This window comes from Pseudomonas sp. IT-P294, assembly GCF_949767865.1.
Taxonomy (GTDB): domain Bacteria; phylum Pseudomonadota; class Gammaproteobacteria; order Pseudomonadales; family Pseudomonadaceae; genus Aquipseudomonas.
Genome location: NZ_CATKQW010000012.1, coordinates 26358 through 42022, shown reverse-complemented (window position 1 = coordinate 42022; position 15665 = coordinate 26358). Strand labels below are relative to the sequence as shown.

Genomic DNA, 15665 nt, shown 5'->3' with positions numbered 1-15665 from the left:
ATGCAAAAGATTCGTCGTGACGACGAGATCATCGTGATCGCCGGCAAAGACAAAGGTAAGCGCGGTAAGGTGCTTAAGGTTCTCGCTAATAACCGTCTGGTTATTGGTGGTCTGAACCTGGTTAAGCGTCATACCAAGCCTAACCCGATGTCGGGCGTACAAGGCGGTATCGTCGAAAAAGAAGCTCCACTGGACGCTTCTAACGTCGCCATTTTCAACGGCGAAACCAACAAGGCTGACCGCGTTGGTTTCAAAGTAGAAGACGGCAAGAAAATTCGTGTCTTCAAGTCGACCCAAAAAGCGGTTGATGCTTGAACACTGCTAGGTAGAAGACCATGGCACGACTAAAAGAGATTTACTGGAAGGAAATCGCACCGAAGCTTAAGGAAGAACTTAAGCTCTCGAACGTGATGGAAGTTCCACGCGTTACCAAAATCACCCTGAACATGGGTCTGGGCGAAGCTGTCGGCGACAAAAAAGTCATCGAGCACGCTGTTGCTGACCTGGAAAAGATCACCGGCCAGAAAGTCGTTGTGACTTACGCTCGGAAATCCATCGCTGGCTTTAAAGTCCGTGAAGGTTGGCCGATCGGCGTCAAAGTGACTCTGCGTCGTGAACGTATGTATGAATTCCTGGATCGTCTGCTGTCGATCTCCCTGCCTCGGGTTCGCGACTTCCGCGGCCTGAATGCCAAGTCCTTTGATGGTCGTGGTAACTACAGCATGGGCGTTAAAGAGCAGATCATCTTCCCGGAAATCGACTACGACAAGATCGATGCTCTCCGCGGTCTGGACATTACCCTGACCACCACTGCCAAGAACGATGATGAAGGTCGCGCGCTACTGCGTGCTTTCAAATTCCCGTTCCGCAACTGATTGGAGTAGGAAAATGGCCAAGATGAGCATGAAAAACCGCGAGCTGAAGCGTCAGCTCACGGTTGCCAAGTACGCCAAGAAGCGTGCAGCACTGAAAGCTATCATCGTTGATCTGAACGCAAGTCCAGAAGCACGTTGGGAAGCTACAGTAGCTCTGCAGAAGCAGCCACGTGACGCAAGCGCTTCGCGCATGCGTAACCGCTGCCGCCTGACCGGTCGTCCACACGGCGTTTACCGCAAGTTCGGCCTTGGCCGTAACAAACTGCGTGAAGCTGCAATGCGTGGTGACGTACCTGGTCTGGTTAAAGCCAGCTGGTAAGCAATATCGAAGTCTCGATGGTCGGGATCGCAAGATCCTGACCATCGGTGACCTTGAACTTGAATCAAGCCCCTATTGGGGCTTGATTCATTTGTGGGGTGTGTCTAGAATACCCGGCTCGCCTGAGCCCGTGCTTTTTTCGCATGGATGAGCTCGGCGACAAGTAGTAGCCGCAAGGCTAATTTTTTTGTATTAGGAGCGTCTAGCCCATGAGTATGCAGGACCCGTTAGCGGACATGCTAACTCGAATCCGTAATGCCCAGATGGCTGAAAAGTCCGTCGTAAGCATGCCATCTTCTACGTTGAAGGTAGCTGTTGCCAAAGTCCTGAAGGACGAAGGTTACATTGCGGGTTATCAGATCAGCAGCGAAATCAAACCACTGCTGTCCATCGAGCTGAAGTACTTCGAAGGCCGTCCGGTCATCGAGGAAGTGAAGCGCGTTAGCCGTCCAGGCCTGCGTCAGTACAAGTCCGTCGATGATCTGCCAAAAGTTCGTGGCGGTCTCGGTGTGTCTATCGTCTCCACCAACAAAGGTGTGATGACGGATCGTGCTGCGCGCGCTGCCGGTGTCGGCGGCGAAGTTCTTTGCACTGTGTTCTAAGGGGGGATAAGCATGTCACGCGTCGCTAAGAACCCCGTTAAGCTGCCAGCCGGTGTCGAAGTAAAATTCGCAGGCCAACAGCTTTCGGTGAAGGGTGCCAAGGGCACTCTCGAACTGAACATCCATTCGTCCGTTGAGATCGTTGAAGAAGCTGGTGAGCTGCGTTTCGCTGCTCGCAATGGCGATCAACAAACTCGCGCAATGGCTGGTACCACTCGTGCGTTGGTAAACAACATGGTCCAAGGCGTAAGCCAAGGCTTCGAGCGTAAGCTCCAGCTGGTCGGTGTTGGTTATAAAGCGCAAGCAAAAGGCACAGTGCTGAACCTAGCTCTTGGCTTCTCGCACCCAGTGGATTATGAACTGCCGGAAGGCATCACCGCTGAGACTCCTAGCCAAACCGACATCCTGATTCGGGGTATCGATAAGCAGCTGGTAGGTCAAGTGGCCGCCGAGATCCGCGACTTCCGTCCACCAGAGCCGTACAAAGGCAAAGGTGTGCGCTACGCGGACGAAGTCGTCCGTCGTAAAGAAGCCAAGAAGAAGTAGGGCATAGCAAATGACCGACAAAAAAGTTACTCGACTGCGTCGCGCTCGCAAAGCACGCCTGAAAATGCACGAACTCGAAGTCGTGCGTCTCTGCGTGTTCCGCTCGTCGCAGCACATCTACGCCCAGGTCATTTCGGCCGACGGCAACAAAGTCCTGGCATCTGCCTCGACTTTGGATAAAGAACTGCGTGATGGCGCCACTGGCAACATCGACGCGGCCACTAAGGTTGGCCAGCTGGTCGCTACGCGTGCTAAAGCCGCTGGCGTCTCGCAGGTGGCTTTCGACCGCTCTGGCTTCAAGTACCACGGCCGCGTCAAGGCGCTGGCTGATGCTGCTCGTGAAGCTGGGCTGGAGTTCTAAGTTATGTCAAATAACGACCAAAAGCGCGACGAAGGCTACATCGAGAAGCTGGTTCAAGTTAACCGCGTAGCCAAAACCGTAAAAGGCGGCCGTATCTTCACTTTCACCGCGTTGACCGTGGTTGGTGATGGTAAAGGGCGTGTTGGCTTCGGCCGTGGCAAGTCACGTGAAGTGCCTGCCGCGATCCAGAAGGCAATGGAAGCTGCTCGTCGCAACATGATCCAAGTTGATCTGAACGGCACCACTCTGCAGTACGCAATGAAGTCCGGTCACGGCGCTTCGAAGGTGTACATGCAGCCTGCTTCTGAAGGTACCGGTATCATCGCTGGCGGCGCTATGCGTGCTGTCCTCGAAGTTGCTGGCGTTCAGAACGTTCTGGCCAAGTGCTACGGCTCGACTAACCCGGTAAACGTGGTTCACGCCACTTTCAAAGGTTTGAAGGCTATGCAGTCTCCTGAATCCATTGCCGCCAAGCGTGGCAAAAGCGTCAAGGAGATCTTCTGATCATGGCTACCGTTAAAGTTACGCTGATCAAAAGCATGACCGGCCGCATCCCTAACCACAAACTGTGCGTTAAGGGTCTGGGTCTGCGTCGCATCGGTCACACTGTAGAAGTACTTGATACTCCCGAGAATCGCGGGATGATCAACAAGGCTTACTACATGCTGCGTGTCGAGGGTTAATCGATGAAACTCAATGATCTGAGTCCAGCGCCGGGTTCCCGTCGCGAAAAGCATCGTCCGGGCCGTGGTATCGGTAGTGGTTTGGGCAAGACCGGTGGCCGTGGCCACAAAGGTCAGTCCTCCCGCTCCGGTGGCACCATTGCTCCAGGCTTTGAAGGCGGTCAACAGCCGCTGCATCGTCGCCTGCCGAAGTTCGGTTTCGTTTCCCTGAAAGCCATGGATCGCGCAGAAGTGCGTTTGTCCGAGCTGGCTAAAGTGGAAGGCGACATCGTCACCGTGCAGTCCCTGAAAGATGCCAACGTGATCAACGTCAACGTACAGCGTGTGAAAATCATGCTGTCCGGCGAAGTTACTCGCGCTGTCACCATCGGAAAGGGAATCGGCGCCACCAAAGGTGCGCGTGCGGCTATCGAAGCAGCTGGCGGCAAGTTCGAGGAATAAATGGCTAAGCAAGGTGCTCTCTCTGCGCTCGGCAAAGGCGGTATGTCTGAACTCTGGGCTCGTCTGCGTTTTCTGTTCCTGGCGATTATCGTCTACCGAATAGGCGCACACATCCCGGTTCCAGGTATCAACCCGGACCGACTCGCGGACCTGTTTCGACAGAATGAGGGGACCATTCTTAGCTTGTTCAACATGTTTTCCGGCGGCGCGCTGGAACGGATGAGTATCTTTGCGCTGGGGATCATGCCGTACATTTCGGCATCGATCATCATGCAACTGATGACCGCCGTCAGCCCGCAGCTGGAGCAGTTGAAGAAGGAAGGTGAAGCTGGCCGTCGCAAGATCAGCCAGTACACCCGCTACGGCACTGTCGTCCTCGCTCTCGTCCAGGCAATTGGCATGTCCATTGGCTTGGCAGGGCAGGGCGTTGCGTTCACTGGTGACTTTGGCTTCCATTTCGTCGCGGTATCCACTTTTGTGGCTGGTGCGATGTTCATGATGTGGCTGGGTGAGCAGATTACTGAGCGTGGTGTTGGCAACGGTATCTCGATGTTGATTTTTTCGGGTATCGTCGCCGGTCTTCCGAGAGCGATCGGGCAGTCTTTCGAGTCTGCACGTCAGGGTGATATCAACATCTTCGCCCTGGTTGCCATCGGTTTGCTGGCAGTAGCGATTATCGGTTTCGTGGTGTTCATTGAGCGTGGTCAGCGTCGTATTGCTGTTCACTACGCCAAGCGTCAGCAGGGCCGCAAGGTTTTCGCTGCGCAGACTAGCCACTTGCCGCTGAAGGTGAACATGGCCGGTGTTATTCCGGCCATTTTCGCGAGCAGCATTTTGCTGTTTCCGGCTTCGTTGGGTGCCTGGTTCGGTCAGTCTGAAGGTATGGGCTGGTTGCAGGACATCTCGCAGTCGATCGCTCCTGGTCAGCCGTTGAATATTCTGCTGTTTAGTGCAGGGATTATTTTCTTCTGCTTCTTCTATACGGCGTTGATGTTCAATCCGAAAGACGTAGCGGAAAACCTGAAGAAGTCCGGTGCCTTTATTCCGGGCATCCGTCCAGGTGAGCAGTCTGCGCGCTACATTGATGGCGTTCTGACTCGCTTGACCATGTTCGGTGCTCTTTACATGACGGCCGTGTGTCTGTTGCCCCAGTTCCTGGTGGTTGCGGCAAACGTACCGTTCTACCTTGGCGGGACCTCGTTGCTGATCGTCGTCGTGGTTGTGATGGACTTCATGTCCCAAGTACAATCGCACCTCGTTTCGCACCAGTACGAATCCCTGATGAAGAAAGCCAACCTGAAGGGTTACGGCAGCGGCATGTTGCGCTGAGTACCCATAAGGTTCGAGGAGTTGGTGATGAAAGTTCGTGCATCGGTGAAAAAGCTGTGCCGTAACTGCAAGATTATTCGCCGCGAAGGTGTTGTTCGAGTAATTTGCAGCGCGGAACCGCGTCACAAACAGCGCCAAGGCTGAGTGTGATTGTGCTTCAAGCCCGGTAGCTAGTGCGCTACCGGGTTGATTATTTGTTATTACAGCGATATTATCTCGCGCCCTATTTCTTGGCTTCCGGGGCGTAGGTAGCTGTCAATTGGAGTCCCACTGAATGGCCCGTATTGCAGGCGTTAACATTCCAGATAACAAGCATACTGTTATCTCGCTGACCTACATCTATGGTGTTGGTCGCACTACTGCACAGAAGATCTGTGCAGTGACTGGGGTAAACCCAGCCGCAAAGATCAAAGATCTGAGCGACGAGCAGATTGAACAGCTGCGTGGCGAAGTGGCGAAGTTCACCACTGAAGGTGACCTGCGTCGCGAAATCAACATGAAAATCAAGCGTTTGATGGACCTCGGTTGCTATCGCGGTCTGCGTCATCGTCGTGGTCTTCCAGTGCGCGGTCAGCGTACCAAGACTAACGCGCGTACCCGTAAAGGTCCGCGTAAGCCGATCCGCAAGTAATCGCCCCAGCGAATCGACAGGAAATTAATCATGGCTAAACCTGCTGCTCGTCCTCGTAAAAAAGTCAAAAAGACAGTGGTTGATGGCATCGCCCACATCCACGCGTCTTTTAACAACACAATCGTGACCATCACCGACCGTCAAGGCAACGCTCTTTCCTGGGCTACCTCCGGTGGTTCGGGTTTCCGCGGTTCCCGCAAGTCCACTCCGTTTGCTGCTCAAGTAGCTGCTGAACGTGCTGGTCAAGCTGCGCTGGAATACGGTCTGAAAAACCTCGACGTTAACGTCAAAGGTCCAGGCCCAGGTCGTGAATCTGCAGTCCGCGCTTTGAACGGCTGTGGCTACAAGATCGCCAGCATCACCGACGTGACGCCAATCCCGCACAACGGGTGCCGTCCGCCGAAGAAGCGCCGCGTGTAATCCAGGAGATTGTAAAGAATGGCTCGTTACATTGGTCCAAAATGCAAACTCGCTCGTCGCGAAGGCACCGATCTCTTTCTGAAGAGCGGCGTGCGCGCGATCGAATCGAAGTGCAACATCGAAGCAGCACCTGGTATCCACGGCCAACGCCGCGGTCGCCAGTCCGATTACGGCACCCAACTGCGTGAAAAGCAGAAGGTCCGTCGTATCTACGGCGTTCTCGAGCGTCAATTCAGCGGCTACTACAAAGAAGCTGCTGGCAAGAAAGGTGCAACCGGTGAAAACCTGCTGCAACTGCTCGAATGCCGTCTGGACAACGTTGTATACCGTATGGGTTTTGGCTCTACTCGTGCCGAATCCCGTCAGCTGGTATCGCACAAATCCGTCAGCGTTAACGGTCAGACCGTAAACGTGCCGTCGTACCAGGTTCGTGCTGGTGACGTGGTCGCGATTCGCGAGAAAGCAAAGAACCAACTTCGCATTGTCCAAGCTCTCGATCTGTGTGCCCAACGTGGCCGCGTAGAATGGGTAGAAGTAGACACTGAGAAGAAGTCGGGCGTTTTCAAGAACGTTCCTGCTCGCAGTGATCTGTCCGCCGACATCAACGAAAGCCTGATTGTCGAGCTCTACTCCAAGTAAGGGCTAGAAAATAGGTGCATCCATGCAGATTTCGGTAAATGAGTTCCTGACACCCCGCCACATTGATGTGCAGGTTGTCAGTCCAACCCGCGCCAAGATCACTCTCGAGCCTCTCGAGCGTGGTTTCGGCCACACCCTGGGCAACGCGCTGCGCCGCATCCTGTTGTCCTCAATGCCCGGCTGTGCAGTAGTCGAGGCCGAGATTGACGGTGTACTCCATGAGTACAGCGCCATCGAAGGCGTACAGGAAGACGTAATTGAAATCCTGTTGAACCTTAAAGGTCTGGCTATCAAGCTGCACGGTCGTGACGAAGTTACGCTGACCTTGTCGAAGAAGGGTTCGGGGGTGGTTACCGCTGCCGATATTCAGCTGGATCATGATGTCGAGATCGTTAACCCCGATCACGTAATCGCTAACCTGGCGTCTAACGGCGCCCTGAACATGAAGCTCACCGTAGCTCGTGGTCGTGGTTATGAACCGGCAGACTCGCGTCAGAGCGATGAAGACGAAAGCCGCAGCATCGGTCGCTTGCAGCTTGACTCTTCGTTCAGCCCGGTTCGCCGTATCGCATACGTGGTGGAAAACGCCCGTGTCGAGCAGCGTACTAACCTGGACAAGCTGGTTATTGATCTGGAAACCAACGGTACCCTGGATCCTGAAGAGGCTATCCGCCGCGCTGCAACCATTCTGCAACAGCAGTTGGCTGCGTTCGTCGACCTCAAAGGTGATAGTGAGCCAGTGGTTGTTGAGCAGGAAGACGAGATCGATCCGATCCTGCTTCGCCCGGTTGACGATCTGGAACTGACTGTACGTTCGGCTAACTGCCTTAAGGCGGAAAACATCTACTACATCGGTGACCTGATTCAGCGTACCGAAGTAGAGCTGTTGAAGACTCCGAACCTTGGCAAGAAATCCTTGACTGAAATCAAGGACGTTCTGGCCTCCCGCGGTCTGTCCCTCGGCATGCGCCTCGACAACTGGCCGCCTGCAAGTCTTAAGAAGGACGACAAGGCGACTGCCTGATCGTCGTAATCACCGAACGTCGTGTTTGGTAAGGAATGAACCATGCGTCATCGTAAAAGTGGTCGTCACCTGAGCCGCACTAGCTCGCACCGCAAGGCCATGTTTCAAAACATGGCAGTGTCGCTGTTCGAGCACGAGCTGATCAAAACTACACTGCCGAAAGCTAAAGAACTGCGTCGCGTTGCTGAGCCGCTGATCACTTTGGCCAAGACAGACAGCCTGGCTAACCGCCGTCTGGCTTTCGACCGTACTCGTTCGAAAGCTATCGTTGGTAAGCTCTTCAACGACCTGGGCAAGCGTTACGCTACCCGTGAGGGTGGCTACCTGCGCATCCTCAAGTGCGGTTTCCGCACTGGCGACAACGCGCCTATGGCGTACGTCGAGTTGGTTGATCGTGCTACCGGCGGTGAAGCTGTATCCGCTGAGTAAGACGTCAGTCTGAAACGAAGAACCGGGCCTAGTGCCCGGTTTTTTGTGCCTGATCGAAAAGCATCGCGATCGGCATGCACTCCTGAATGTAATTAGTAATTATCTATCGATGGTCGCAAGTTAATGAATTTGTGGCTGTAACGTTCATGATCAATACTCCCTCTCAGCCGATTAGCCGGCAGTTCAAGACTGACAGAGGAAGAGATCGCATGAGCCAAAATAAAACGCTTACCACCGCCAGTGGCGCTCCTGTCGCCGACAACCAGAATTCCCGCTCCGCCGGCCCTCGTGGCCCGCTGCTACTCGACGACTTCCACCTGATCGAGAAGCTTGCCCACTTCAACCGTGAAAACATCCCTGAGCGTCGTGTACACGCCAAAGGCTCGGGCGCCTACGGTACGTTCACCGTGACTCGGGATATCACCGAGTACACCAGCGCCAAACTGTTTGAATCCATCGGTAAGCAAACGCCGACATTCTTGCGCTTCTCTACCGTCGGCGGCGAGCGCGGTTCGGCCGACACCGAGCGCGATCCACGCGGCTTTGCTTTGAAGTTTTATACCGAAGAAGGCAACTGGGACATTGTTGGCAACAACACGCCTGTATTTTTTATCCGCGATCCGCTCAAATTCCCGGATTTTATCCACACCCAAAAGCGTTTGCCGCAAAGCAATCTGAAAAGCGCGCAGATGATGTGGGACTTCTGGTCGCATTCGCCTGAGGCGCTGCACCAGGTCACCATCTTGTTTTCGGACCGGGGCATTCCAGACGGATATCGCCACATGCACGGTTTTGGCAGCCACACCTACAGCCTGATCAGCGCCAAAGGCGAACGGCATTGGGTGAAATGGCACTACAAAACCAAGCAAGGCATCAAGAATCTCGCGCCAGCAGAGGCTGCACGCCTGGCCGGTACCGATCCGGATTACGCACAGCGTGACCTGTTCGAGGCGATTGAGCGTGGTGACTTCCCGAAATGGCGAGTGTGCATCCAGATCATGTCTGAGGCGCAGGCCGCGGCTCACTACGAGAATCCTTTCGACGTGACCAAAACCTGGTCGCAGAAAGAGTTTCCGCTGATCGAAGTGGGTGAACTCGAGCTCAATCGTAATCCGCTGAACTACTTTGCTGAAGTGGAGCAGGCGGCGTTCGGTCCGAGCAACATGGTCCCGGGTGTCGGTCTGTCTCCCGATCGTATGCTCCAGGGGCGCGTGTTCGCTTATGCCGATGCTCACCGCTACCGTATTGGCACCAATCATCAACAACTGCCGGTGAATGCGCCTCGTAGCCCGGTGAACAGCTACCAACGCGATGGTTCGATGGCGTTTGGCAGCAATGGCGGTGCAGCGCCGAACTATGAGCCGAACAGTTACGTCGAGTCGCCAAAACAGGCCCCTCGCTATGCCGAGCCTCCTCTCGCGCTCAGCGGTGCTGCTGATCGATATGATCATCGCGAAGACACCGACTACTACAGCCATGCCGGCGCGCTGTTCCGACTCATGAGCGATGAGCAGAAGGCCCTGTTGGTCAGGAACATTGCCGGTGCCATGGCCGGGGTTTCGGATGACGTAGTCGATCGTCAGCTGCAGCACTTCTACAGCGCAGATCCGGCGTATGGAGAAGCAATCGCGAAGGCGTTGGGCGTACAGCTTAACGAAGTCTAAACGAGAAGCAGAACCGCCCTCATTAGGGCGGTTTTGGCGCTATTTAAACCACTTTTCTCAGAATATCTTCGCTTTTATCGCGCAAACGAAGTGACCAAACAGTCGTGGTGGTTCAAACTACAGACTTTCAAGCAGGGAGATGTAGGGCGATGCAAGGCCACCCAGACGTAATCGATTACCTCAACACGTTGCTGACCGGCGAACTGGCCGCGCGTGATCAATATTTCGTTCACTCGCGGATGTATGAGGACTGGGGATTCACCAAGCTCTACGAACGAATCAACCACGAGATGGAAGAAGAAGCAGGACATGCCGATGCCCTGATGCGCCGTATCCTGATGCTTGAGGGCACGCCGCGCATGCGTCCGGATGACCTGGATGTCGGCACCACCGTGCCGGATATGCTTGCTGCCGACTTGCGACTGGAATACAAGGTCCGCGCTGCACTGTGCAAAGGCATCGAGCTCTGCGAGCAGCACAAAGACTACGTTAGCCGTGAAATGCTGCGTATACAGCTGAACGATACCGAAGAAGATCACACCTACTGGCTTGAGAAGCAGTTGGGTTTGATCAAGCTGATCGGTCTTGAGAACTACCTGCAATCCCACACCTGATTGCACCGGATACAAAAAAGCCCCTGTCACTGATGAAGTGACAGGGGCTTTTTCATGGGCTGGACTCAGGCTTTGTCGCGAGCCAGCAGTGGCTTGAGGTAGAAGCCGGTATGCGACTGCTTCATCTCGGACACTTCTTCCGGTGTACCGACAGCAATGATCTGTCCGCCCTTGGAGCCGCCTTCCGGCCCCAGGTCGACCAGCCAGTCGGCAGTCTTGATGACATCGAGGTTATGCTCGATCACCACCACCGTGTTTCCGTGGTCGCGCAGACGATGCAACACGTCGAGCAGTTGCTGGATATCCGCGAAGTGCAGGCCAGTGGTTGGCTCGTCGAGGATGTACAGCGTCTTGCCGGTATCACGCTTGGACAGTTCCCGAGACAGCTTCACCCGCTGGGCTTCACCGCCTGACAACGTGGTCGCCGATTGTCCCAGCTTGATGTACGACAGGCCCACGTCCATCAACGTCTGAAGCTTACGCGCCAGCGCCGGAACCGCATCGAAGAACACACGGGCTTCCTCGATCGTCATCTCGAGCGTTTCGTGGATGCTCTTGCCTTTGTACTTGATCTCAAGGGTTTCGCGGTTGTAGCGCTTGCTCTTGCAGACATCGCACGGGACATAGATGTCCGGCAGGAAGTGCATCTCGACCTTGATCAGACCGTCGCCCTGACACGCTTCGCAACGTCCGCCCTTCACGTTGAAGGAGAAGCGTCCCGGGCCATAACCGCGTGAACGGGACTCCGGAACACCGGCGAACAGTTCGCGGATCGGCGTGAACAGTCCGGTATAGGTCGCCGGGTTGGAGCGCGGCGTGCGCCCGATCGGGCTCTGGTCGATGTCGACCACCTTATCCAGATGCTCCAGGCCTTTGATGCTGTCGTGAGCGGCGGCCTCAAGCGTGGTTGCGCCGTTGAGTGCAGTAGCGCTCAAGGGAAACAGCGTGTTGTTGATCAGTGTCGACTTGCCCGAACCGGACACGCCGGTCACACAGGTCAACAGTCCGATCGGAATATCCAGGTCGACATTGCGCAAGTTGTTGCCGCGCGCGCCCTTGAGGGACAGCGACAGCTTTTTGTTACGCGGTGTGCGCTTGGCCGGAACGGCGATCTTTACTCGACCCGACAGATACTTGCCAGTCAACGAGTCGGGGTGAGCCATGACCTCGGCCGGCGTTCCTTCGGCGACGATGTGTCCACCGTGGACGCCCGCGCCCGGACCAATATCCACGACATAGTCCGCCAGGCGAATGGCATCTTCATCGTGCTCGACCACAATCACCGTGTTGCCGATGTCGCGCAGGTGCTTGAGCGTTCCCAGCAATCGATCATTGTCTCGTTGGTGCAGACCGATGGACGGTTCGTCGAGGATGTACAGGACGCCCACCAGACCGGCGCCAATCTGGCTGGCCAGGCGAATCCGCTGAGCCTCACCGCCAGACAACGTGTCCGCGCTGCGATCCAGGGACAGATAGTCCAGGCCGACGTTGACCAGAAACTGCAGGCGTTCGCGGATTTCCTTGAGAATCTTGTCGGCAATTTCACCACGACGGCCCGTGAGTTTGAGCACGCCAAAGTATTCACAGGCGTCACCAATCGGCAGATTCGTCACCGCTGGAAGCGTCTTCTCACCCACCCACACGTGTCGCGCTTCGCGACGCAGGCGAGTCCCGCGGCAATCCGGGCAAGGCTGGGTGCTGAGGAACTTGGCCAGCTCTTCACGCACCGATGCCGACTCGGTTTCGCGGTAGCGGCGTTCCAGGTTCGGCACGATGCCTTCGAACGGGTGCGAGCGTTTGACGATATCGCCACGGTCGTTCAGGTATTTGAAGTCGACGTTCTGCGAACCGCTGCCGTGCAGTATGAATTTCTGCTGATCGGCCGACAGGTCGTTGAACGGCACTTCCAGGCTGAACTTGTAGTGCGAGGCTAGCGAGCCAAGCATCTGGAAGTAATAGACGTTACGCCTGTCCCAGCCGCGAATCGCCCCTTCGGCCAGCGTCAACTCGCCATTCACCAGTCGCTTGATGTCGAAGAACTGCTTCACGCCCAGGCCATCGCATGTCGGGCAGGCGCCGGCCGGGTTGTTGAAGGAGAACAGCTTGGGTTCCAGCTCGCTGATGGCATGACCGCAGATCGGGCAGGCGAAGCGTGCGGAGAAGATGATCTCTTCGCCGGGTTCATCGTCCATTGGTGCAACCAGAGCGATGCCATCCGCCAGCTTCAAGGCGGTCTCGAACGACTCGGCCAGACGCTGTTGCAGGTCGGCGCGAACCTTGAAACGGTCGACCACGACATCGATCGAGTGCTTCTTCTGTTTATCGAGCTTTGGCAGTTCGTCGAGTTCGCAAAGCCGTCCGTTGACTCGCGCGCGCACAAAACCCTGGGCGCGCAGTTCTTCGAAGACCGACAGGTGTTCGCCTTTGCGCTCGCGAATCACCGGGGCCAGCAGCATGAGCTTGCTGCCCTCCGGTTGCGCGAGGACCAGGTCGACCATCTGGCTGACGGTCTGCGCTTCCAGTGGAATGTCGTGGTCTGGGCAACGCGGAATACCCACGCGAGCGTAAAGCAGGCGCAGGTAGTCGTAGATTTCGGTGATGGTGCCGACCGTCGAACGCGGGTTGTGCGAGGTCGATTTCTGTTCGATGGAAATGGCTGGCGACAAACCTTCGATGGTGTCGACGTCAGGTTTTTCCATCATCGACAAAAACTGCCGGGCATAGGCCGACAGCGATTCGACGTAGCGGCGTTGGCCTTCGGCATACAGCGTGTCGAACGCCAGGGACGATTTGCCGGATCCGGACAGGCCGGTGATGACGATCAGTTTGTCCCGTGGCAGGGTCAGGTCGATGTTCTTCAGGTTGTGGGTTCGGGCCCCACGAATCAGGATCTTGTCCAAAGTGGCCTCGCTTGGCGGGCGTCGAAAACGTAGGAGTATACGGCCAAATACTGGATGGATGCACACTATCAAACGAGCGGGTTGATGTCTTAGATGAAGAGTCTGTCAGCAGAGCGCGTCAAAGCGTCGCGATATACCCTGTCAATCGATGGGACTGGTAGAATCGCCGCCGGTTCACATGAGGTTTTTCCATGCACGATCCCCACAGCGAACGCATGAGTGGCAGTGAGACCCGCGCAGCAAGCGGTCTGGCCCTGGTGTTCGCCTTCCGTATGCTTGGCATGTTCATGGTGTTGCCGGTACTGGCGACCTATGGGATGGATCTGGCAGGCGCGACCCCGGCCCTCATTGGCCTGGCGATCGGCGCTTACGGCCTGACCCAGGCGATTTTCCAGATTCCTTTCGGCTTCATTTCCGATCGCATCGGGCGACGTCCAGTGATTTACCTGGGATTGATCGTCTTTGCCTTGGGCAGCGTGCTGGCAGCCAATGCCGATTCGATCTGGGGCGTGATCGCCGGACGAATCCTGCAAGGTGCCGGGGCGATTTCCGCCGCCGTGATGGCGCTGCTGTCAGACCTGACCCGGGAACAGCATCGGACCAAAGCCATGGCTATGATCGGCATGACGATTGGTCTGTCGTTTGCTGTCGCCATGGTTGTAGGGCCGCTGCTGACCCGTGCGTTCGGCTTGTCCGGCTTGTTCCTCGCCACTGGCGGCATGGCCCTGTTCGGCATCGTGATCGTGATGTTCATGGTGCCGCGTTCCACCGGGCCGTTGCAGCACCGCGAGTCCGGCGTCGCGCGCCAGGCGCTGATCCCGACGCTCAAGCATCCGGATCTGTTGCGCCTGGACTTGGGTATTTTTGTGTTGCACGCGATGTTGATGTCGAGCTTCGTTGCACTGCCCCTGGCGCTGGTCGAAAAAGCCGGGCTGCCTAAAGAGCAGCACTGGTGGGTCTACCTTACCGCGCTGTTGATCTCTTTCTTCGCCATGATCCCGTTCATTATCTACGGCGAGAAGAAACGCAAAATGAAACGAGTTTTATTGGGCGCAGTGCTGACGCTGATGCTCACTGAGCTATTCTTCTGGCAGTTCGGCGACAGCCTGCGAGCTCTGGTGATTGGTACGGTGGTGTTCTTCACCGCGTTCAATCTGCTGGAAGCTTCGTTGCCATCGCTGATCAGCAAGGTTTCACCAGCAGGCGGCAAAGGCACGGCGATGGGGGTTTATTCCACCAGCCAGTTCCTCGGTTCGGCGCTGGGCGGGATCCTCGGCGGCTGGTTGTTCCAGCATGGCGGTTTGTCGGTTGTATTCCTTGGATGCGCCGGCCTGGCTGCCCTCTGGCTGGCCTTTGCTGTTACCATGCGCGAACCACCTTATGTCACGAGCCTGCGCTTGCCGTTGTCGCCCGAGGCGATCCGCGAAGCGGGTCTGGTTGAGCGCCTGAAGGCCGTCGTAGGGGTAACAGATGCGGTGATCGTTGCTGATGAAGCGGCGATTTACATCAAATTGGACACAGAACTATTGGATCGCACGACCCTTGAGCGCCTGGTGAACAACCCGGCCGAGGCAGCGTGCGTAGCCTAGGAGAACGTTATGGCCCGTGGGGTTAACAAAGTCATATTGGTCGGCACTTGCGGCCAGGATCCCGAAGTTCGCTACTTGCCTAACGGTAACGCCGTGACCAACCTGAGTCTGGCGACCAGCGAACAGTGGACCGACAAGCAAACCGGTCAGAAGGTCGAGAAGACCGAATGGCACCGTGTGTCGATGTTCGGCAAAGTGGCCGAGATCGCCGGCGAATACCTGCGTAAAGGTTCGCAGGTGTACATCGAAGGCAAGCTGCAGACCCGTGAGTGGGAAAAAGACGGTATCAAGCGTTACACCACTGAAATCGTGGTCGACATGCAAGGCACCATGCAGCTGCTGGGCGGCCGTCCACAACAGGGCGACCAACAAGGCGGGGGCAATAACTACCAGCAATCCGCTCCGGCCCCACGCCAGCAGGCTCCACGTCCGCAGCAGTCGGCACCGCAACAGTCGCGTCAGGCTCCGCCTCCACAGCAGGCAGCGCCGCAACCGGCTCCGGATTTCGACAGCTTTGATGACGATATCCCGTTCTAAAAAGCTGCGATCCAGTCAGTAAAAAAAAGCGAAGCCATCTGGCTTCGCTTTTTTTGTGGCCG

At 56.1% G+C, this 15665-nt stretch carries 21 protein-coding genes; 20 read left to right on the top strand and 1 reads right to left on the bottom strand.

What is annotated here, in order from left to right; all coding sequences use genetic code 11:
• From rplX to bfr, 18 genes are all read left to right on the top strand, one after another.
• Nucleotides 1-315 carry a 50S ribosomal protein L24 gene (rplX, locus tag ACM6I0_RS13820; protein WP_003176416.1) on the top strand — a complete coding sequence of 105 codons (315 nt, stop codon included), beginning with the start codon at nucleotides 1-3 and terminating at the stop codon, nucleotides 313-315.
• A 20-nt stretch (nucleotides 316-335) separates the two neighbouring features.
• A complete protein-coding gene (rplE, locus tag ACM6I0_RS13815; protein WP_003176415.1) occupies nucleotides 336-875 on the top strand; it encodes a 50S ribosomal protein L5 in 540 nt (179 codons plus the stop codon).
• 13 nt (nucleotides 876-888) lie between these two features.
• Nucleotides 889-1194 carry a 30S ribosomal protein S14 gene (gene rpsN, locus ACM6I0_RS13810; protein WP_003176414.1) on the top strand — a complete coding sequence of 102 codons (306 nt, stop codon included), beginning with the start codon at nucleotides 889-891 and terminating at the stop codon, nucleotides 1192-1194.
• A 209-nt stretch (nucleotides 1195-1403) separates the two neighbouring features.
• Nucleotides 1404-1796, top strand: coding sequence for a 30S ribosomal protein S8 (gene rpsH / locus ACM6I0_RS13805; RefSeq protein ID WP_003186040.1), 393 nt, complete (start codon nucleotides 1404-1406; stop codon nucleotides 1794-1796).
• Nucleotides 1797-1808: 12 nt separating this feature from the next.
• Nucleotides 1809-2342, top strand: coding sequence for a 50S ribosomal protein L6 (gene rplF / locus ACM6I0_RS13800; RefSeq protein ID WP_007896774.1), 534 nt, complete (start codon nucleotides 1809-1811; stop codon nucleotides 2340-2342).
• A gap of 10 nt (nucleotides 2343-2352) precedes the next feature.
• Complete coding sequence (gene rplR / locus ACM6I0_RS13795) at nucleotides 2353-2703, top strand: 50S ribosomal protein L18 (RefSeq protein ID WP_003186037.1); 351 nt, start codon at nucleotides 2353-2355, stop codon at nucleotides 2701-2703.
• Nucleotides 2704-2706: 3 nt separating this feature from the next.
• Entirely contained in the window at nucleotides 2707-3207 is a 501-nt protein-coding gene (rpsE, locus tag ACM6I0_RS13790; protein WP_007943782.1) for a 30S ribosomal protein S5, read from the top strand.
• Between the two features lie 2 nt (nucleotides 3208-3209).
• Nucleotides 3210-3386 (top strand): 50S ribosomal protein L30, encoded by a 177-nt coding sequence (gene rpmD / locus ACM6I0_RS13785; RefSeq protein WP_003186033.1) that lies wholly within the window; start codon nucleotides 3210-3212, stop codon nucleotides 3384-3386.
• Between the two features lie 3 nt (nucleotides 3387-3389).
• Nucleotides 3390-3827, top strand: coding sequence for a 50S ribosomal protein L15 (gene rplO, locus ACM6I0_RS13780; RefSeq protein ID WP_007896782.1), 438 nt, complete (start codon nucleotides 3390-3392; stop codon nucleotides 3825-3827).
• On the top strand, nucleotides 3828-5156 hold the full coding sequence (gene secY / locus ACM6I0_RS13775) for a preprotein translocase subunit SecY (RefSeq protein WP_003228718.1): 1329 nt from the start codon (nucleotides 3828-3830) through the stop codon (nucleotides 5154-5156).
• 27 nt (nucleotides 5157-5183) lie between these two features.
• Nucleotides 5184-5300, top strand: a complete 117-nt coding sequence (rpmJ, locus tag ACM6I0_RS13770; protein ID WP_002555468.1) for a 50S ribosomal protein L36 — start codon at nucleotides 5184-5186, stop codon at nucleotides 5298-5300.
• A gap of 130 nt (nucleotides 5301-5430) precedes the next feature.
• Nucleotides 5431-5787, top strand: coding sequence for a 30S ribosomal protein S13 (gene rpsM, locus ACM6I0_RS13765; protein WP_003186020.1), 357 nt, complete (start codon nucleotides 5431-5433; stop codon nucleotides 5785-5787).
• Between the two features lie 30 nt (nucleotides 5788-5817).
• Nucleotides 5818-6207, top strand: a complete 390-nt coding sequence (gene rpsK, locus ACM6I0_RS13760; protein ID WP_002555466.1) for a 30S ribosomal protein S11 — start codon at nucleotides 5818-5820, stop codon at nucleotides 6205-6207.
• A gap of 18 nt (nucleotides 6208-6225) precedes the next feature.
• Nucleotides 6226-6846 (top strand): 30S ribosomal protein S4, encoded by a 621-nt coding sequence (rpsD, locus tag ACM6I0_RS13755; RefSeq protein WP_003210056.1) that lies wholly within the window; start codon nucleotides 6226-6228, stop codon nucleotides 6844-6846.
• A 22-nt stretch (nucleotides 6847-6868) separates the two neighbouring features.
• On the top strand, nucleotides 6869-7870 hold the full coding sequence (locus tag ACM6I0_RS13750) for a DNA-directed RNA polymerase subunit alpha (protein WP_003186012.1): 1002 nt from the start codon (nucleotides 6869-6871) through the stop codon (nucleotides 7868-7870).
• 42 nt (nucleotides 7871-7912) lie between these two features.
• Entirely contained in the window at nucleotides 7913-8299 is a 387-nt protein-coding gene (gene rplQ / locus ACM6I0_RS13745; protein WP_007943777.1) for a 50S ribosomal protein L17, read from the top strand.
• A 209-nt stretch (nucleotides 8300-8508) separates the two neighbouring features.
• Nucleotides 8509-9963 (top strand): catalase, encoded by a 1455-nt coding sequence (locus ACM6I0_RS13740; RefSeq protein ID WP_285432367.1) that lies wholly within the window; start codon nucleotides 8509-8511, stop codon nucleotides 9961-9963.
• 149 nt (nucleotides 9964-10112) lie between these two features.
• A complete protein-coding gene (bfr, locus tag ACM6I0_RS13735) occupies nucleotides 10113-10577 on the top strand; it encodes a bacterioferritin (protein ID WP_008030905.1) in 465 nt (154 codons plus the stop codon).
• A gap of 65 nt (nucleotides 10578-10642) precedes the next feature.
• Here bfr and uvrA read toward each other — a convergent pair whose 3' ends face one another.
• A complete protein-coding gene (gene uvrA / locus ACM6I0_RS13730; protein WP_285432368.1) occupies nucleotides 10643-13477 on the bottom strand; it encodes an excinuclease ABC subunit UvrA in 2835 nt (944 codons plus the stop codon).
• 191 nt (nucleotides 13478-13668) lie between these two features.
• On the opposite strand from uvrA, the gene ACM6I0_RS13725 reads away from it, so the two are divergent.
• On the top strand, nucleotides 13669-15066 hold the full coding sequence (locus tag ACM6I0_RS13725; RefSeq protein WP_046053254.1) for an MFS transporter: 1398 nt from the start codon (nucleotides 13669-13671) through the stop codon (nucleotides 15064-15066).
• Nucleotides 15067-15075: 9 nt separating this feature from the next.
• Nucleotides 15076-15603, top strand: a complete 528-nt coding sequence (locus ACM6I0_RS13720; RefSeq protein WP_010467282.1) for a single-stranded DNA-binding protein — start codon at nucleotides 15076-15078, stop codon at nucleotides 15601-15603.
• Nucleotides 15604-15665: the final 62 nt, after the last annotated feature.